The 18,883-nt window shown below is 70.7% G+C and carries 15 protein-coding genes; 6 read left to right on the forward strand and 9 right to left on the reverse strand.

Annotated elements, in window-relative coordinates; translation table 11 throughout:
• Positions 1–5 precede the first annotated feature (5 nt).
• The 9 genes from J4573_RS23485 to J4573_RS23525 all read right to left on the reverse strand — a co-directional run bounded on the left by J4573_RS23485 (position 6) and on the right by J4573_RS23525 (position 13,370).
• Positions 6–1,223, reverse strand: a complete 1,218-nt coding sequence (locus tag J4573_RS23485; RefSeq protein WP_208257952.1) for a sarcosine oxidase subunit beta family protein — start codon at positions 1,221–1,223, stop codon at positions 6–8.
• Positions 1,216–3,561, reverse strand: coding sequence for a GcvT family protein (locus J4573_RS23490; RefSeq protein ID WP_208258081.1), 2,346 nt, complete (start codon positions 3,559–3,561; stop codon positions 1,216–1,218). Before J4573_RS23490 ends, J4573_RS23485 begins: the two co-directional genes overlap by 8 nt.
• Before the next feature lie 97 nt (positions 3,562–3,658).
• Positions 3,659–4,624 (reverse strand): ABC transporter substrate-binding protein, encoded by a 966-nt coding sequence (locus J4573_RS23495; protein ID WP_208257953.1) that lies wholly within the window; start codon positions 4,622–4,624, stop codon positions 3,659–3,661.
• A 23-nt stretch (positions 4,625–4,647) separates the two neighbouring features.
• The gene (locus J4573_RS23500; RefSeq protein WP_208257954.1) at positions 4,648–6,600 is read right to left on the reverse strand and encodes an ABC transporter permease; all 1,953 of its coding nucleotides are present in this window, start codon (positions 6,598–6,600) and stop codon (positions 4,648–4,650) included.
• 103 nt (positions 6,601–6,703) lie between these two features.
• A complete protein-coding gene (locus J4573_RS23505) occupies positions 6,704–7,774 on the reverse strand; it encodes a quaternary amine ABC transporter ATP-binding protein (RefSeq protein ID WP_208257955.1) in 1,071 nt (356 codons plus the stop codon).
• Positions 7,775–7,790: 16 nt separating this feature from the next.
• Entirely contained in the window at positions 7,791–9,263 is a 1,473-nt protein-coding gene (locus J4573_RS23510; RefSeq protein WP_208257956.1) for an aldehyde dehydrogenase family protein, read from the reverse strand.
• A gap of 140 nt (positions 9,264–9,403) precedes the next feature.
• Positions 9,404–10,180, reverse strand: coding sequence for an IclR family transcriptional regulator (locus J4573_RS23515; RefSeq protein ID WP_208257957.1), 777 nt, complete (start codon positions 10,178–10,180; stop codon positions 9,404–9,406).
• 28 nt (positions 10,181–10,208) lie between these two features.
• Positions 10,209–11,849, reverse strand: a complete 1,641-nt coding sequence (betA, locus tag J4573_RS23520; RefSeq protein ID WP_208257958.1) for a choline dehydrogenase — start codon at positions 11,847–11,849, stop codon at positions 10,209–10,211.
• Positions 11,850–11,891: 42 nt separating this feature from the next.
• Positions 11,892–13,370 (reverse strand): trimethylamine methyltransferase family protein, encoded by a 1,479-nt coding sequence (locus J4573_RS23525; protein WP_307796814.1) that lies wholly within the window; start codon positions 13,368–13,370, stop codon positions 11,892–11,894.
• 70 nt (positions 13,371–13,440) lie between these two features.
• On the opposite strand from J4573_RS23525, the gene J4573_RS23530 reads away from it, so the two are divergent.
• From J4573_RS23530 to J4573_RS23555, 6 genes are read left to right on the forward strand one after another with little or no spacing between them, the layout of a single operon-like run.
• Positions 13,441–14,220, forward strand: a complete 780-nt coding sequence (locus J4573_RS23530) for an IclR family transcriptional regulator (protein WP_208257960.1) — start codon at positions 13,441–13,443, stop codon at positions 14,218–14,220.
• A 30-nt stretch (positions 14,221–14,250) separates the two neighbouring features.
• The gene (locus tag J4573_RS23535) at positions 14,251–14,922 is read left to right on the forward strand and encodes a cobalamin B12-binding domain-containing protein (protein WP_208257961.1); all 672 of its coding nucleotides are present in this window, start codon (positions 14,251–14,253) and stop codon (positions 14,920–14,922) included.
• On the forward strand, positions 14,919–15,305 hold the full coding sequence (locus J4573_RS23540) for a methylenetetrahydrofolate reductase C-terminal domain-containing protein (protein WP_208257962.1): 387 nt from the start codon (positions 14,919–14,921) through the stop codon (positions 15,303–15,305). The genes J4573_RS23535 and J4573_RS23540 overlap by 4 nt, the downstream gene beginning before the upstream one ends.
• Positions 15,293–16,222 carry a methylenetetrahydrofolate reductase gene (locus tag J4573_RS23545; protein ID WP_208257963.1) on the forward strand — a complete coding sequence of 310 codons (930 nt, stop codon included), beginning with the start codon at positions 15,293–15,295 and terminating at the stop codon, positions 16,220–16,222. Before J4573_RS23540 ends, J4573_RS23545 begins: the two co-directional genes overlap by 13 nt.
• Positions 16,194–17,042: a dihydropteroate synthase gene (locus tag J4573_RS23550; protein ID WP_208257964.1), complete on the forward strand. Its 849-nt coding sequence runs from the start codon at positions 16,194–16,196 to the stop codon at positions 17,040–17,042. Before J4573_RS23545 ends, J4573_RS23550 begins: the two co-directional genes overlap by 29 nt.
• Positions 17,039–18,838, forward strand: a complete 1,800-nt coding sequence (locus J4573_RS23555) for an ASKHA domain-containing protein (RefSeq protein ID WP_208257965.1) — start codon at positions 17,039–17,041, stop codon at positions 18,836–18,838. Before J4573_RS23550 ends, J4573_RS23555 begins: the two co-directional genes overlap by 4 nt.
• The last annotated feature ends 45 nt before the right edge of the window (positions 18,839–18,883 follow it).

Below are 18,883 nucleotides of genomic sequence, written 5' to 3' on the forward strand. Positions count from 1 at the left end.
GCTCCTCAGTGCGCCACGGCCGCGGCGCCGTGTTCGTCGATGAGCGCGCCGGTCGTGAAGCGCTCAAGGCCGAACGGCTCGGCCAGACCGTGTGGCCGCCCGCGGGCGATGGTGTCGGCGTAGACCCATCCTGCTCCCGGCGTCGCCTTGAATCCACCCGTCCCCCAGCCGCAGTTGACGAGAACGTTGTCCACCGGGGTCGGGCCGATGATCGGCGAGGCGTCCGGCGTGACGTCGACGATCCCGCCCCAGGTCCGCAGCACGTGGGCGCGGGCGAAGACGGGGAAGAGCTCGACCGCCGCCGCGATCTGCTCCTCGATCACATGGAACGAGCCGCGCTGGCCGTAGCCGTTGAACGGGTCGATGCCCGCGCCCATGACCAGCTCGCCCTTGTGGGCCTGGCTGACGTAGACGTGCACGGCGTTGGACATCACGACCGTGTCCAGCACCTGCTCCAGCAGTTCCGACACCAGCGCCTGCAGGGGATGGCTCTGCAGCGGCAGCCGGAACCCCAGCAGGTCGGCGAGCACCGAGGTGTGCCCGGCCGCGCAGAGCGCCACGGTGCCCGCGCCGATCGTTCCGCGCGAGGTCTCGACCCCGGTGACCGCTCCGGCGGGCGTGCGGCAGAACCCCGTGACCTCGCAGTTCTGGATGAGGTGGATGCCCTGCGCGTTGGCCGAGCGGGCAAAGCCCCAGGCCACGTGGTCGTGCTTGGCGATGCCGCCGCGCGGCTGGTACGTCCCGCCCATCACCGGGAAGCGCAGTGCGGGGGAGGTGTTGAGGATCGGGACGAGCTTCTTGATGTCGTCGGGGGTGAGCCATTCGGCGTCCACGCCGTTCAGCCGGTTGGCGTTGACGCGGCGGATGCCCTCGCGCACGTCGGGGAGGCTGTGCGCGAGGTTGAGCACGCCGCGCTGGCTGAACAGGATGTCGTAGTCGAGCTCCTCGGCCAGGCCCTCCCAGAGCTTGAGGGAGTGCTCGTAGATGGCGGCGCTCTCGTCCCAGAGGTAGTTCGACCGGATGATCGTGGTGTTGCGGGCCATGTTGCCGCCCGCGAGCCAGCCGCGCTCCAGCACGGCCACGTTGGTGATCCCGTGGTTGCGGGCCAGGTAGTGGGCGGTGGCCAGGCCGTGGCCGCCGGCGCCCACGATGACGACGTCGTAGGAGCTTTCGGGCTCCCGGTCCTCCCACAGGAAGTCGGGGTGCTCGAAGGGTCTATCCACGCAACCGCTCCATTCCAGGGTCGAACAGCGGTTCCTCGGTGACGACGGCCGGTATCCGCCGGTCGAAGTAGCCGATCTGCACGGTGGTGCCGGGGGCCGTCAGCGGGGAGGGCAGCCAGGCGTAGGCGATGCCCTTGCCTATGGTGTGGCCCCAGGCGGCGCTCGTGACATAGCCGACGGGGTCACCACCCGCATACACCGGCTCCTTGCCCATCACGACCTCGTCCAGCGTGAGACAGGTGAGACGGCGTGCGGGCGCGGGGCCCCCGGCGGGGCCCTTGGCGAGGCCCGCCTCGACCGGGTCGTGCTCGCTGGTCATGTCGGTGCCGAAGAGCCGGTAGCCCTTCTCCAGGCGCAGGCTGTTGAACGCGGCGCGGCCACCGGCGATGATCCCGTGCTCCTGGCCGGCCTCCCAGAGGGTGTCCCAGAGCTTGAGGCCCATGTCGGCGGTGGTGGACAGCTCCCAGCCGAGCTCCCCCACGTACGACACCCGCAGCGCGGTGACCGGCACCATGCCGACGACGGCGCGGCGGCAGCGGAAGTAGCGGAACGCCTCGCCCGAGAAGTCGTCCTCGGTCAGCGGCTGGACCAGCTCGCGGGCGCGCGGCCCCCAGACGCCGATACAGCACGTTCCGGCGGTGATGTCCCGGACGACGACGGTCTCGGGTGCGTGCCGGGCCAGGTGGTCGGCGTCCAGGACGTTGTTGGCGCCGACCTGGAACTCCTCCTCGCCGAGGCGCGCGACCGTGATGTCGCTGAGGACGCGGCCGTGCTCGTCCAGCATCATGCAGTACGTGACCGATCCGGGGCCGCGCTCCAGCCGTGCGGTCGTCATGGAGGCGAGGAAGTCGCGGGCGCCGCGTCCGCTGACCTCGATGCGCTTGAGCGAGGTCATGTCGTAGAGCGCGACCCGTTCACGCGTGACCTGCGCTTCGGCGCCCGCGATCGGCGACCAGTAGCGCGCGGCCCACTCCCCCGGTTCGTGGATCTCGCGGCCTTGCAGGAGCGGCGCGTTGCTGGCGTACCACTGCGGTCGCTCCCAGCCCATCGCCTCCAGGAAGACGCCGCCGAGGGCCTGCTCGCGCGGGTAGAACGGGCTGGTGCGCAGGGGGCGCGGGTCCTCCATCGGCTGCAGGGGGTGGAGGACGTCGTAGACCTCGACGTAGTTCTGGCAGTCGCGGGCGCGCACGTAGGCCGGTCCGCGCTGGTGCTCCTCGAAGCGCCGCACGTCGCACTCGCGCGCCTGCGTGACGGGTTCCTCGCCGGTCATCCACTCGGCCATCGCCCGCGCGACCCCGGCCGAGTGCGTGATCCAGACCGCCTCGGCGACCCAGAATCCCTCCAGTTCACGCGAGGGTCCCATCAGCGGGAGGCCGTCGGGGGTGAAGGAGAAGAGCCCGTTGATGCCCTCTTCGACCTTGGCGTCCTTCACAGCGGGGAACAGCCATCGCGTCTCGTGCCAGGCCTCGGCGAAGTCTTCTTCGGTGAAGGCCGATATGGCGTTCTCGCCGAGGTCTTCCGGGCGGACGGGCAGCGGTTCGTGGCCGTAGTTGCCGATGCCGAGCCGGTCGAAGCGTTCGCGGAAGTACAGGTCGGCGCCCTGGTGGCGCAGGATCGGGTGTGCGGCCTCGGTCGCCGCCCCGGCCAGCGCGGGGATCGGGTTCGTCCAGGCCAGCTGGTGGGCGAGCGGTGTCAGCGGCAGCGCCATGCCCGCCATCCGGGCGATCTTCGGTCCCCAGATCCCGGCGCAGCACAGCACGATGTCGGCGGGGATCTGGCCGTCGGACGTCACGACCCCGGTGACCCGGCCGCCCTGCTGGGCGATGTCGAGGACCTCGCGACCGCCATGGAAGACAGCGCCGCGTTCGCGCGCGGCGGCGGCCTGCGCCGCCGCGGCGTCGAGCGCGCGGGCGATGCCGTCGGAGGGAACGTGCAGTCCGCCCAGGACCCGGTCGGCATCGACGAGGGGATGCAGGCGAGCGCACTCGGCTGGGTCGAGCACGCGCGCCTCGATCCCCCAGGACGTCGCCCAGCCCTGGCGGCGGTGCAGCTCGGCGAGGCGGTCGGGGGCCGCCGCCAGCTCCAGCCCTCCGACCAGGTCGAACGCACCCAGCGCCGAGTACTTCTCCACCGTGTAGCTCGCGAACTCGGCCATCGCCTTGTTCGGGTTGGTCTGGAAGACCAGGCCGGGCGCGTGCGAGGTGGAGCCGCCGGTCTCGAAGAGCGGTCCCTGGTCCAGGACCGTGATCCGGGTCCGGCCCCGCGCGGTCAGCTCGTCGGCGACGGCACAGCCGACGATGCCGGCGCCGATGATGACCACGCGGGGCTCGGTCACGATGCCCACCTCCGGTGTTGCGCTGAACGCAACTCAAGGTCGCAATACGCAACACGCTAAGCGGACTTGCGGGCCCGAACAAGACCCAATCGACCCCTGGTTACTTGGGAATCCAGGCCTGCCAGGTGGACTTGTGCGCGTCGACCCACTTCTTGGCCGCCTGGTCGGCGGTCATGCCGTTGTTGGTCATGTCGTCGGCGACGGTGTTCTGGTCCTCGTTCGTCCACTTGAAGTTCTTGACGAGCTGGTAGGCCTTGCCGCCCGAGCTCGCGAACTTCGAACTGACGATCTTGTCGAGGTCCATCTCGGCGTAGTCGCAGGCGACCTTCTTCGGGTCGGCGTCGCAGCCCTCCTTGTAGGGCGGCAGGTTGACGCGGGCCAGCTTCATCTTCTTGAACAGCCAGTGCGGGTCCCAGAAGTAGAACAGCAGCGGCTTCTGCTGCGACTCCGACTGCTCGGCCGACTTCACCAGCGTCGCCTCGCTGCCCCCGACGACCACCTTGTAGTTGAGCTTGAGGTTGGCGATGAGGGCGTTCTCGTTGCTGACGTAGGACGGGTCGCCGAACAGGAGCTGTCCCTTGCCACCCGACTCCGAGGTCTTGAAGATGCTCGCGTACTTGTTGAGGTTCTTCCAGTCGGTGATGCCGGGGTACTTGGCGACCATCCACTGCGGCACGTACCAGCCGATGACGCCCTTGTTGCCCGTGGAGCCCGCGCTGGCGGCGACCTTCTTCTCGTCGATGTACTTCTTCTTCAGGTCGGGGTGACCCCAGTTCTCCAGGATGACGTCCACCTGGCCGGACTCGAAGCCCTGCCAGGCGACCTCCTCCTTGAGGTTCTTCTTCTGGACCTTGTAGCCCAGCTCGTGCTCCAGCAGGTAGCCGACGACGGCCGCGTCGGCCTCGTAGCCCACCCAGGGGTTGATGGCGATGTTGACGGTGCCGCCCTTGTCTCCGCCGCCGCCCTTGTCGTCCACCTTGGCGCCGCCGCAGCCGGCGAGGCCGGCCACCGCCAGGCCCACTGCGAGTCCGGCCGCGATCAGCGACCGGCCCTTGATGACCTTCATGGCTCCTCGTCTCCTGTCCTCCGTCATCCGGACTTACGCGCGGCCTGGAACTCTTCCGAGCGGCCGCCCGCCCCCTGGGTGATGCGGTCGAGCATGACCCCGAGCAGCACGGTCGCGATGCCGGCCGCCAGGCCCAGGCCCCAGTCCTCGTTCTGCGAGAAGCCCGTCACCACGTCGTAGCCGAGCGCGCCCGCGCCGACCATGCCGCCGACGACCACCATCGCCAGGATCATGACGATCCCCTGGTTGGCCGCCAGCAGCACCGCGCGCCGTGCCATCGGCAACTGCACCTTCCACAGCACCTGGCGCGGCGTCGACCCGGCCGCGGTGGCGGCCTCGACGACGGTCTCGGGAACGCGCCGGATGCCGTCCTCCACCAGCCGCGCGACGGGCGGCACCGCGTAGATGACCGCCGCGGCGATCGCGGTGAACCGGCCGACGCTGAACAGCGCCAGCGCGGGCAGCAGGTAGACGAACGACGGCATGGTCTGCGCGGCGTCCAGCACCGGGCGCTGGACCGCCGCGTACACCCGCGACCTGGCCGCCAGCACGCCGATCGTCACGCCGATGGCCATCGTGATCACGACCGCCACCAGGACCTGGGCCAGCGTCTGCATGCTGTGCTCCCAGAGCCCGAGCGCGGCGATCGCGGCCAGGCACGCGCCGGCGACCAGCGCGGGGACCAGGCCGCTGACGCGCAGCCCGATCGCCACGACCGCGATGATGACCAGCCACCACGGACTGGAGGTCAGCAGGTCCTGCAGCGGGTTCAGCAGCACGTCGGTGAAGAAGTTCTTGATCGCGTCGGTCACCGAGAAGAGGTTCTTCTCGATCCAGTCGGTGAGGTCGTTGACGTAGGGCGCGAGCCGGAACTCCAGGGCGCTGGGAAACTCCTTGGACAGCACCTGCCCCAGCACGACGCCGACGACCGCGACGGCCGCTCCGGCCGCGAGCACGATCCGCCGAGTCCGGGGCGCGTCGGTCTTGCCCGGTCCGGCCTTCTGCACGGCCTCGGCCCGGCGGGCCGCGCCCATCATGAGCCGGTCGAGGACGATCGCCATGACGACCACGGCCAGGCCGGCGTCCAGCGAGGCCCCGACGTTGACCCGCTCGAGCCCGTCGATCACGTTCTGCCCGAGTCCCGGGCCGTCGATCAGCGCGGTGATGACCACCATCGACAGCGCCATCATGATGGTCTGGTTGACCGCGAGCGCGATGGTCGGGCGGGCCATCGGCAGCTGCACCTTGAGGAGCGTCTGCAGCCGGGTCGACCCGAGCGACTCCGACGCCTCCACGGTCTCGCCGGGCACGTTGCGGACGGCCAGCGCGGTGATGCGGATGGCGGCCGGGATCGCGTAGATCATCGTCACCACGGCGGCGGCCGGGGCGCCGATGGAGAACAGCAGGGCGAACGGCGCCAGGTAGGCGAACGGCGGCATGATCTGCATGACGTCCAGCACCGGGTTGAGCGCCTTGCGCACCCGGTCGGACTGGCCGGCGAGCACGCCCAGCGGGATGCCGATGACCAGCGACAGCAGCACGGCGGCCACCGACAGAGCCAGCGTGTCCATGCTCTCGTCCCACAGGCCCAGCACGCCGAAGCACAGGACCCCGGCGAACGCCAGCAGCCCGACGCGCCACCCGGCGAAGACCAGCCCGGCGGCGCCGGCGATCGCGCTGAGACCGGGCCAGCTCACCAGGTCCAGGAACGAGCGGAGCGCGTCGAAGAGGTTCCCGATGCCCAGGCGCAGGTAGTTGACGATGTAGATGAAGACGGGGTTGGAGTTGCGGTGCTCCTCCACCCAGTCGCGGACGTCGTTCAGCGCGTTGAAGACCTTGTCCTCGGCGTCGTGCGCGAGCGTCCACTTGTCCTTGAAGAGCAGGTAGAGCAGGACGAACACCACGACCGCCCCGGCCTCGGCCGCGCCGCGCGGCACCCGGGCGGGCAGGCGCCGGGTGAGCGGCAGGCCGGTCATGGGGCCGCCTTGTCTGGACTGAGGAGGGAGGAACGACCGACGAGGGAAGACGAGGCGTTGTCGCCCCATGACCCGGAGCGGCGGAGCCGCGACCATGAGCACGTCACGGCTGGTCCCCCTCCGCGATGACCGACAGCACGGTGTCGCGGTCGACGAAGCCGTCCAGTTCCCCGTCGGTCACCACGCGCACCGGCCCTGCCGACTCCAGCACGGGCCGCACCGCGTCGCGGACCAGCATCGAGCCGGGCAATTCGGGTCCGTCGCCGGCGTCGGGCGCGCCGTCGCGCCTGGCCAGCCAGCTCAGCGTCAGCACGTTGCCCTTGACGATCTCGCTGGTGAAGTCGGCGACGTAGTCGTCGGCCGGGGCGCCGACCAGCTGCTCGGGCGTGCCGGTCTGCACGATGGCGCCGTCGCGCATGATGGCGATGCGGTCGCCGAGCTTCAGCGCCTCCGACAGGTCGTGGGTGATGAAGACCAGCGTCTTGCCGACCTCCCGGTGCAGCCGGATGACCTCGTTCTGCATGTCGCGGCGGATCAGCGGGTCCAGGGCGCTGAACGGCTCGTCGAACAGCAGCACGTCCGGGTCGACGGCGAGCGCGCGGGCCAGGCCGACGCGCTGCTGCATGCCGCCGGACAGCTGGGCGGGATAGGACGCGTCGTAGCCTTCGAGACCGACCAGCGACAGGATCTCGCGGGCACGCGCGTGCCTCTTGTCCCTGCCGAGCCCCTGGATCTCCAACCCGTAGGCGACGTTGTCGAGGACGCGCCGGTGCGGCAGCAGCCCGAAGTGCTGGAACACCATACCGATGCAGGTGCGGCGGATCTCGCGCAGCTCCTTGGCCGACGCGGCGTTCATGTCGCAACCGGCGATCGTCACCTCGCCCGCCGTCGGTTCGATCAGCCGCGCCAGGCACCGTACGAGCGTGGACTTGCCGCTGCCCGACAGGCCCATGACGACGAACACCTCGCCGGGCGCCACCTCGAAATCCACGTCGCGGACGGCGGCGGTGCAACCGGTCTTCTCACGGAGCTCCGCGCGCGACAGCTCGGCGTCGGGCGTGCCGATGATGCGGTGCTCCCGTGGACCGAAGATCTTCCAGAGGCCGCGAACCGAGATCATCGGTCCGTCCGGGGCGGCGGTCACGGCCGGTGTCTCGGGATCGGCGGTCGTCATATCACTCCATGGGTTGTCAGCCACCGAACCAGCGTTGGGGGCTCGGGCGCAGGTTCTGCCAGACGTGCTTGGTCTCCTGGTACTCCGCCAGGCCCGACGGGCCGAGTTCCCGGCCGACGCCGGACTGCTTGAACCCGCCCCACTCGGCCTGCGGCACGTACGGGTGATAGTCGTTGATCCAGACCGTGCCGAGCCTGAGCTCGCCGGCCACCCGCCGCGCCCGGCCGGGGTCGCCGGTCCAGACCGCGCCCGCCAGCCCGTAGATGGTGTCGTTGGCGAGCCGGACGGCCTGCTCCTCGGTCTCGAAGGTCTCGACGGTCAGCACGGGACCGAACGACTCGTCCCGGATCACCCGCATCCCGGCGTGGCAGTCGTCGAGGATCGTCGGCCGGTAGTAGAAGCCGCCCGCCAGCTCGGGATCGTCGGGTCGGCGTCCGCCGCAGCGCAGCGTGGCGCCCTCGTCGATCCCGGAGCCGACGTAGGCCTCGACCTTGGCCAGGTGCCCCGCCGAGATCAGCGGGCCGGTCTCGGCGCGCGGGTCGAACGGGCCGCCGAGGCGGATGCGGTCGGCGCGCGCGGCCAGCTCGGTCACGAACTCGTCGTGCAGCTCCTGGTGGATCAGCAGCCGCGCGCCCGCCGAGCAGACCTGGCCCGAGTGCAGGAACACGGCGGTGAGCGCCATGTCCAGGGCGGCCTCGGCGTCGGCGTCGGCGAAGACGATGTTGGGATTCTTGCCGCCCAGCTCCAGCGCGACCCTCTTGGCGGTGCCGGAGGCGGCGGCCATGACGGCGCGGCCGGTGACCACCCCGCCGGTGAACGAGACCAGGTCGACGCCCGGATCATCGGTGAGCGGGGCGCCCGCGGTCGGACCCGCGCCGAGCACCAGGTTGGCGACGCCCGCCGGCAGTCCCGCCTCGATCAGCAGCCGCATCAGCAGGATCGCGGTGGAGGGGGTCAGCTCGCTCGGCTTCAGCACGAAGGTGTTGCCCGCGGCGAGCGCCGGGGCGACCTTCCACGAGGTCTGCAGGAGCGGGTAGTTCCACGGGGTGATGAGCGCGCACACGCCGATGGGCTCGCGCACGACGTGGCTGACGACGTCGTCGCGGCCGGTGTCGACGACCTGGCCCGCGTCACCCGACAGGCAGAGGCCGCCGTAGTAGCGGAAGACGCCGATGACGTCGTCGAGGTCATACTCGCTCTCGACCGCGCGCTTGCCGGTGTCCAGTGATTCGGCGCGGGTGAACTCGAACTTGTCGCGCTCCAGCATGTCGGCGATCCGCAGCAGCAGCGCGCCGCGTTCCTTGACCGGGGTGCGCGGCCAGGGTCCGTCGTCGAAGGCCTGCCGGGCGGCGCGGACGGCGTCGGCGGCGTCCTCGGGCGACGCCTCGTCGACCGTCGTGACCAGGGCGCCGTCGGCGGGGCAACGGATCTCCCTTCGGTCTCCTTTACGGGAACCGATCCATCGCCCGCCGATATGGAGATCCGGCACGTCGCCCCTCGGTCGAGTTGCTCATTCCGCAACAAATTTGACTATGGGCGACAATAAAAGACCCGCGCCGGTGCCACGTCAAGGCTTTCGGGGAGTCGGGAACGCTGTCAGATCAACGTCGGGACCGGCTCAGGCCGCGCTCAGGACCCGTTCCAACCCAGCCGCCGCGAGATCTCGTCGGCGGCGCGGCGCACCACTCCGGCGACGGCGGGAATGCGTTCGGGCGGCAGCCGGAAACTCGGCCCCGAACCGCTCACCGTGGCGATGACCTGGCCGTCCGCGTCACGAATGGGCGCGGCGATGGCGGTCAGCCCGAACTCCAGCTCGTCGACCGCGGTGGCGTAACCGCGTTCGCGGACGCGGCGCAGATCGTCCTCCAGCGCGCCGCGTTCGGTGAGCGTGTGCGCGGTGAGGCGTTCGAGCGGACGCGACAGCTCCTCGTCGAGCCGGTCGCCGGGCAGGTGGGCTAGCAGGACCTTGCCGTTGGAGGTGGCGTGCGTCGGCAGCCGCTGCCCGACCCAGTCCTTGGGCTGCAGCGCCGACGGCCCCGCGACCTGGTCGACGTACAGAACCTCGTGCCCCGACAGCAGCGTCAGGTTGACGGTCTCGCCGATCTCGGCGGCCAGGTCACGGCAGAGGGGACGGCCGACCCGCACCACGTCCAGCCGTGCCGTCGTCGCGCCCGCGAGCCTGACCAGGCCGAGGCCGAGGCGGTACTTGCCGCGCTCGCTGTCCTGCGCGACCAGGTCGCGGTTCTCCAGCGCCGACACCAGGCGGAACGCGGTGGACTTGTGGACGCCGAGCTCGGCGGCGATCTGCGTGACGCCGGCCTCGCCCTCGCGCGCGAGGATCTCCAGGACCGTGACGGCGCGGTCGACCGACTGCACGGTCCCCTCGGGGCGAGGACTGTTGCCCATTGAGGAACGGTACCTCAGGGATCAACCCTTACCCGGCCACATGGCGATGGAAGTCGGCATGATCGGCCGGGAGCGGGGTGTTGCCGAGGATCACGTCGGCGGACTTCTCGGCGACCATCATCACGGGCGCGTAGATGTTGCCGTTGGTGATGTAGGGCATGACCGAGGCGTCCACGGCGCGCAGTCCCTCCAGGCCGTGCACCCGCATCGTCAGCGGATCGACGACCGACGTCTCATCGGTGCCCATCTTCGCCGTGCAGGACGGGTGCAGGGCGGTCTCGCCGTCGCGGGCCACCCAGTCGAGGATCTCCTCGTCGGTCCGGACCGAGTCGCCCGGCGAGATCTCGCCGCCGTTGTAGGGGTCGAGGGCCGGCTGCCCGAGGATGTCGCGCGCGATGCGGATCGCCTCGACCCATTCGCGGCGGTCCTGCTCGGTCGACAGGTAGTTGAAGCGCAGGGCCGGGTGCTCGCGCGGGTCGGTCGAACGGATCTTCACGGTGCCGCGGGCGTCGGAGTACATCGGGCCGATGTGGACCTGGTAGCCGTGGTCGGCGGCCGGTTGCGAGCCGTCGTAGCGGATCGCGATCGGCAGGAAGTGGAACATCAGGTTGGGGTAGGCGACCCGGTCGTTGCTGCGCGCGAAGCCGCCGCCCTCGAAGTGGTTGGTGGCGCCGGGCCCCGAGCGCAGGAACAGCCACTGCGCGCCGACGAACGGGCGGCGCCACATCTTCAGCGCGGGCGCGACCGAGACGGGCTGGGTGCAGGCGTACTGGACGTAGACCTCCAGGTGGTCCTGCAGGTTCTCGCCAACGCCGGGTAGATCTTCGATGGGCTCGATGCCCAGCGCGCGCAGTTCGGCGGCGTTGCCGACGCCGGACAGCTGGAGAAGCTGCGGGGTGTTGATGGCGCCGCCGCTCAGGATGACCTCACCGGCGCGCACGCGCAGCGGCGTGCGGTCGCCTCCCCGGGTGAACTCGACGCCGACCGCCCGCTTGCCCTCGAACAGGACGCGGGTGGCGTGCGCCCGGGTCGCGACGGTGAGGTTGGGCCGGTTCATGACCGGGTGCAGGTAGGCGCGGGCCGCGCTCAGCCGCCGCCCGCGGTGCACGTTGCGGTCGAACGGGCCGAAGCCCTCCTGCTGGTGGCCGTTGACGTCGTCGGTGCGCGGATACCCGGCCTGCTGGGCGGCGTCGAAGAACGCGTTGAAGAGCGGGTTGGTGGCGGGCCCGGTCTCCAGGACCAGCGGCCCGGAGTCGCCGCGCATGTCTCCGCCGGCGAGCCGGTTCTCCATCCGCTTGAAGTAGGGCAGGCAGTGCGCGTAGTCCCAGCTCTCCATGCCGGGATCGGCCGCCCAGCGCTCGTAGTCGAGCGGGTTGCCGCGCTGGAAGATCATCCCGTTGATGCTGCTGGAGCCGCCGAGGACCTTGCCGCGCGCGTGGTAGATCCGGCGGCCGTTCATGTAGGGCTCGGGCTCGGACTCGTATCGCCAGTCGTAGAAGCGGCTGCCGATCGGGAACGGCAGCGCGGCGGGCATGTGGATGAAGACGTCCCAGAGCCAGTCGGGCCGCCCCGCCTCCAGGACCAGGACCTTGGTGCCGGGGTCGGCGCTCAACCGGTTCGCGAGGGCGCTGCCCGCCGATCCACCACCGACGATGACGAAGTCGTACATGCCGGGCAACCTAGCAAGTCCGTGATCTCCCCGGCATCGGGCTCAGTCTCCGAGCTCGGCGCGGCGGCGGGCCACGTAGTCGGCGAGTTCGGCCTCGACGGCGGTGTCCAGCGGGGGCGGCTCGTACTCGGCCAGGCGCTTGCGGGCGATCTCGGCGGCGCGCGCGGCGGTGTCGGCGGCGCCGCCCTTCATCCAGCGCTCGTAGTTCTGCGAGGACGACAGGAACGGCCGGTAGAAGCAGGTCCGGAACCGTTCCATGGTGTGGGCCGCGCCCAGGAAGTGACCGCCCTGGCCGACCTCCTCGTGCGCGCCGAACGCCAGCGACGCCTCGTCGATCTCCAGTGGGGTGAACTCCTGCTGGAGCATCTCCAGGATTTGCAGGTCGATGATGAACTTCTCGTACGAGGCGACCAGCCCGCCCTCCAGCCATCCGGCGGCGTGCATCACCCAGTTCGTCCCGGCCAGGAACGTCGGGAGCATCGTCATCAGGCCCTCGTAGGCCGCCTGCGCGTCGGGCACCTGCGAGGAGGTCAGCGCCCCGCCCGAGCGGAACGGCAGGCCGAAGTGCCGCGCGATCTGGCCGGTGCACAGCAGCCCGGTGGCCGACTCGGGCGTGCCGAAGCACGGCGAGCCCGACTGCATGTCGATGTTGGACAGGAACGACCCGAAGATGACCGGGCAGCCGGGCCGGATCAGCTGCGACAGCGCGATCCCGGCCAGCGCCTCGGTGATCTGCTGGACGAGCGCGGACGGGATCGTGACCGGCGACATCGCGCCCATCAGCAGGAACGGGGTGAGCACGACGGGCTGACCCGCGGCGCTGTACTCGAACTGCGCGTCGAGCATCCGGTCGTCCCAGCGCAGCGGCGAGTTGCAGTTGATGAGCGAGATCGTGACCGGCGTCTCCTCGATCGCCTCGCGCCCGCCGAACAGGATCGCCGACATCGCCAGGGTGTCGCGCGCGTTCTCGCCCGACACGACATTGCCCATGTAGACGCGGTCGGTGAGGGTCTGCAGCGCGTAGGTCATGTCCAGGTGGCGCGAGTCGAGCGGGGCGTCGTTGGGCTCGCAGACCACTCCCCCGGCCGAGTCGAGCGTGCCGGACGACTGCGCGAGCCGGGCGAAGTCGCGGAAGTCGTTCATCGTCGCCTCGCGCCGCACCTCGCCCTCGCGCACGAACGGCGGGCCGTACACGGCGCCGAACGACATGTGGTCGCCGCCGATGTGCAGCGAGCGCTCGGGATTGCGGGCGCGGACGTCGAACTCGCGCGGCGCCTTGGCCACCTGTTCGAGGACGAAGTCGGGGTCCAGCCGTACGAGCGAGCCGTCGGCCTTCTGCCCGGCGTCGCGGAAGAGCCTCACCGCGCGTTCGGAGGCGAACTCCACCCCCACCTCGGTCATCAGGCGGCGCCAGCCGGCGTCAAGGACGTTCATCGCGTCGGGCGACAGGATCTCGTAGCGGGGCATCCGGTTGACGAACATCGAGGCTCCCTCGCCTAGGGACCTGGAGGGCGCTTCCACCCTCTTGACGTCGTTCCGGCCGGAATTCTACGCTCAAGTTATGGAACCAAGGTTCCATATGATGGAACTCATGGACGACGACACCGGCAGCGCCCAGGCCCCCACCGGAACCCAGGCGATCGACCGGGCCGCCGAGCTGCTCACCCTCGTGGTCGAGTCGCCCGGCTCCCGCACCTTCACCTCGCTCGTGGCCGAGACCGGCCTCGCCAAATCCACCACGTCCCGGCTGCTCCAGGCGCTCGAACGGCACCGCCTGGTCCGCCGCGACCGGGACGGCGCGTTCCGCGCCGGAGCGGTCTTCACCCAGTACGCCCTCCGCGGCGACATCACCGACGTGCTCGCCGAACTCGCCGCGCCGACGCTGGAACGCATCGGCGAGCGGACCGGCGAGACCGTCACGCTGGCCGTCGTCCGCGCGGGCGCGGTCATCACGATCGCGCAGGTCGACAGCAGCTACCTGCTGAGCGCCACGACCTGGGTCGGGCTCGACCTCCCGGCCCACTGCACCTCGTCCGGCAAGGTCTTCTACGCCCACGACAGGCTCCCCCTGCCCGAGGGCGACCTCGTCCCCCGCACCGAGCACACGGTCGCCACCGGCATCGCGCTCGCCCGCCAGTTCCCCGAGATCCGCCGCCGCGGGCACGCCGTGGCCCGGGAGGAACTGGAGATCGGGCTGGTGTCGATCGGCGCCCCGGTGTTCGCCTCGGACGGGACGGTCATCGCGGCCATCGCGGTGACCGGCCCGACCGCCCGTCTGGACCGGCGGCGGACCGAGGCGACGGCGCTCCTCCTGGTCGAGGAGACGCGGTCGCTGTCGGCCCTGCTCGGTCACCGCCCCGCTCCCACCTGATTTCCCGTTCCCCTCACAGGAAGGCGCGGAATGTCACCGGAAGAGATCCTCACCGGCCTGTACGACGAGACCCTCGTCGGCAACGGCCCCAAGGTCCTGGAGCTCACCCACACGGGTCTGGAGCAGGGGCTCACTCCCGAGCGGATGCTGTTCGACGCGCTGATCCCGTCGCTGGAGGAGGTCGGCGCACGGTTCGAACGCGGCGACTTCTTCGTCCCGGAGATGCTGATCGCGGGCAAGGCGATGGCCGGCGCGCTGGAGATCCTGCGGCCGCTGCTGGCCGAGACGGGCGCCGCGACCGTCGGCACGTTCCTCATGGGCACGGTGAAGGGCGACGTGCACGACATCGGCAAGAACCTGGTGAACATCATGCTCGAGGGCGCCGGGTTCCACGTGATCGACCTCGGCGTGCAGGTGTCGCCGGAGAAGTTCGTGGAGGCGATCCGCGAGCACCGGCCGGACATCGTGGGCTTCTCGGCGTTCCTGACCACGACGATGCCGATGTTCAAGGCCAACATCAACGCGCTCAACAAGGCGGGGCTGCGCGACCAGGTCATCGTCATGGTCGGCGGCGCGCCCGTCACCCAGGAGTACGCCGACGCGGTCGGCGCCGACGGCTACGCGGCCGACGCGTCGGCCGCGGTCAAGCGCGCCAAGGAGCTGATCCAGCGGCGCCGCGCCCTGGCGGCGAGCGCGCCATGAGGGCTGCCACGAGGGTCGCCGGGAAGGTCCTGCCGCTGGTCGAGCACGCGGTGAAGGGGCCTCTCTTCGGCTGCCGGATGTGCGGGCAGTGCGTGCTGCACTCGACCGGGCTGACGTGCCCGATGAACTGCCCGAAGACACTGCGGAACGGACCGTGCGGCGGGGTGCGCGAGGACGGCTCGTGCGAGGTCAGGCCGGAGATGCGGTGCGTCTGGCTGAAGGCGTACGGGCGGTCGCGGAGGCTGCCGTGGAGCGAGGAGTTCGCCGAGCTGCGGCCGCCGGTGGACGAACGGCTGCACGGCACCTCGTCGTGGGTCAACCTGCTCAGCGGGCGGGATCGTGAGGTCCCGGCGGGCTGGACCGAGCCCTCATGTCCCGGCTGAGCGACCTCGTCGAGTCGGGCGAGCGCACGATCGTCACGGCGGAGCTGCCGGTGGTGGACGGCGGCGGGCTGGAGGCGGTGCGGCGGCACGTCGCGCGGCTCGCCCCGTACGTCGACGCGATCAACGCCACCGACAACACCGCCGCGCACGCGCACGCCTCCAACGTCGCGATCGCCATCGCGCTGCAGGGCCTCGGCGTGGAGCCGATCCTCCAGATCGTCTGCCGGGACAAGAACCGGCTGGCGATCCAGGCCGACATCGTCGGGGCCGCCCTGCACGGCGTGACCAACATCTGCTGCCTGACCGGCGACGACGTCTCGGCGGGCGACGAGCCGGAGACGCGGCGGGTGTTCGACCTGGACGGCCCGCAGCTGGTGCGGGTTGCGGCGGCGCTGAGGCGCGGCACCTACCTGTCCGGGCGTCCGATCACCCCGGCGCCAGGCCTCTTCATCGGCGCGGTCGAGAACCCGGGCGCGCCCCCGTTCGAATACCGCGTGCGGCGCGCCCTGCAGAAGGCCGCCGCCGGGGCTGGCTTCCTCCAGCTCCAGATCTGTTTCCGCCTTGACCGTCTGGAGGAGTTCGACGCGCTGGCCGTCCGGATGGGCCTGTCCCGCCGCACGGCCCTGTTGCAGACGATCGTCCTCACCCGCGGCGCCAAGGCGCTGCGCTTCATGAACGCCAAGGTCCCCGGCATCTCCGTCCCCTCCGACGTCATCGAGCGCGTCGACCGGGCCGCAGATCCGGGCGAGGCCGCCTACCACCTCGCGCTCGACCAGGCCCGGCACGCCCTCGCGCTGCCCGGCGTCCGCGGCCTGCACCTGGCCGACATGCGCCGCGACGGCTCCGTCGCCCGGCTCGTCACCGACCTAGGACTGGAAAGGACGTCCCATGGACACGACCCTGCGATCGCGCGGTGACGAGATCGTCATCGGCCCCGACCGCCCGTTCTGCGTCATCGGCGAACGGATCAACCCCACCGGCCGCAAGCGCTTCGCCGAGCAACTGCGCGCGGGCGACCTGTCCACCATCGAGAAGGACGTGACCGAGCAGGTCGCGGGCGGCGCGATGATGCTGGACGTCAACATGGGCGTCCCGCTGGCCGACGAGGCCGAGCTGCTCACCAATGCCGTCCGGCTGGTCCAGGACCTCACCGGGTTGCCGCTGTGCATCGACTCCTCGGTGGTGGAGGCGCTGGAGGCGGCACTCGCGGTCTACGAGGGCAAGGCGCTGGTCAACTCGGTCACCGCCGAGGACGAACGCCTCGACCAGATCCTGCCCCTGGTCAAACGGCACGGTGCCGCCGTCATCGGCCTGCCGAACGACGAGGACGAGATCCCCGAGGACCCCCGCCGCCGCCTGGAGCTGGCCCGCAAGATCGTCACCGTCGCCACCGAGAAGTACGGCATCCCGGCCGAGGACATCCTCATCGATCCGCTGGCGATGCCCGTCGGCGCCGACACCACGCTGGTGCGCAAGACGCTGGAGACGATCGAACTGATCCGAGCCGACCTCGGCGTCAACATGACGCTAGGGGCGTCCAACGTCTCGTTCGGCATGCCGGACCGCCACACGATCTGCGCGGGGTTCCTCCCCATGGCGATGGCCGCGGGCCTGACCAGCGCCATCATGGACGCCCGTTCACCCGTGGTCGTCCAAGCCGCCAAGGCAGGCGACCTCCTGCTCGGCAACGACCCGTGGGGCGGCGCCTGGATCGCCGCCTACCGGAGCCGCACGTGAGCCGCGTCCGACTCACCTACCGCCTGGACGACGGGCGGGAACGCGAGGTCAGCGCCCCCGAAGGAGTCACGGCCTTCGACGCGGCCAGCTGGAACGGCATCGCGATCGACTCCACGTGCGGCGGCCACGGCACCTGCCGCAAATGCGGAGTCCGGATCGCCGAGGGCACCGTGGAGCCCACCTCCCTCGACAGCCGCGCCTACGAGCCCGACCGTCTCCGCGACGGCTGGCGTCTGGCCTGCCGCGCAGTCGCCCGCGAAGACCTCACGATCGACGTCCCGCCCCTGGTCACCCGTCCCAAGGCAGCAACGGTCGGCGTGGGCCGCCAGGTGATCCTGCGCCCCGCCGTGCAGAAGCGCTACGTAGAACTCGACGAACCCGACCTCGCCGACCAGCGCACCGATCTGGACCGCCTCCTCCACGCGATCGACGACCTGGAGCCCCGCGCGACCCTCAACGTCCTCCGCCACCTGGGTCGCACCCTCCGCGAGGCCGACTGGAAGGTCACCGCGGTCATCGTCGATGAACTCCTCATCGACGTCGAACCCGGCGACACCACCGCCCACCGCTACGGCATCGCGTTCGACCTGGGCACCACGACCGTCGTCGCGACCCTCCTCGACCTATCAACCGGCGCACCCTTGGCCGCCGCGTCCCGCCTCAACTCCCAGCAGCCGTTCGGCGCCGACGTCATCACCCGCATCAGCGCCACGATGCTCGACCCCGAAGCCCTCCCCCGCCTCCGCGACCTAGCCCACACCACCCTCGACGAACTAACGCAGGAGGTCTGCAAGGAAGCCTCCATCGACCCCGCTCACGTCTACGAGATCGCCATAGCCGGGAACGCCACCATGACCCACCTGGCCCTGGGCATCGATCCCGAACCCCTGGGCGTGGCACCGTTCATCCTCTCCACCCGCGCACTCCCCGAGACGACCGCCACCGACCTGGGCGTCAACGTCCACCCCTCCGCCCAGGCGACCGTCTTCCCCGCCCTGGGCGCCTACGTGGGCGGCGACATCATCGCCGGCCTGCTCGCCTCCGGCATGGACCGCGACCGCCGCCTGCGCCTGTTCATCGATGTCGGCACCAACTGCGAGATCGTCCTCGGCTCCGTCGCGGGCCTGGTCGCCACCGCCGCCCCCGCCGGCCCCGCGTTCGAGGGCGCCGCGATCCGTTGCGGCATGCGAGCCGCCACCGGCGCCATCGAGACCGTCAGGCTCACGCCCACCTCAGTGACGCTCGGCGTCATCGGAGACGTAGAACCCCGCGGCCTCTGCGGCTCCGGCCTGGTGGACGCCGTAGCCGAGCTGGTCCGCCTGGGCCTCCTGGACGCCTCAGGCCGCCTGGTCACCCCCGACCAGGCAGGCGATCTGGCCGACCATTTCACCAACGTGAACGGCGAACGCGTCTTCACCCTCCACGACGAGATCTACCTGTCCCAGCGCGACGTCCGAGAACTCCAGTTCGCCAAGGCGGCCATAGCCACAGGCTGGACCCTCCTCCTCGAGGAGACAGGCATCAAGGAGTCTGAGATCGCCCAGGTCCTCCTCGCAGGCTCCTTCGGCTCCTACCTCTCCCCCGCCAACGCCATCCGCATCGGCCTGGTCCCCCGCCTGGCCGTCCCCCGCGTGGTCAGCGTCGGCAACGTCGCGGGCGAGGGCGCCAAGCTCGCCCTGCTCAGCCTCCGCGAACGAGCGGGCGCGAGCGCACTGATGAACGAGGTCCGCTATGTCGAGCTCTCCGACCGCCCCGACTTCAACGACCGCTTCATCGGCAACCTCGCGTTCCCCTGACACCGCGATAGTCGCCTGCGGAGCCCTCGCCCCCCACATCACCCA

Origin of the sequence: Actinomadura barringtoniae (assembly GCF_017573505.1) — a bacterium.
GTDB classification, from domain to species: domain Bacteria; phylum Actinomycetota; class Actinomycetes; order Streptosporangiales; family Streptosporangiaceae; genus Spirillospora; species Spirillospora barringtoniae.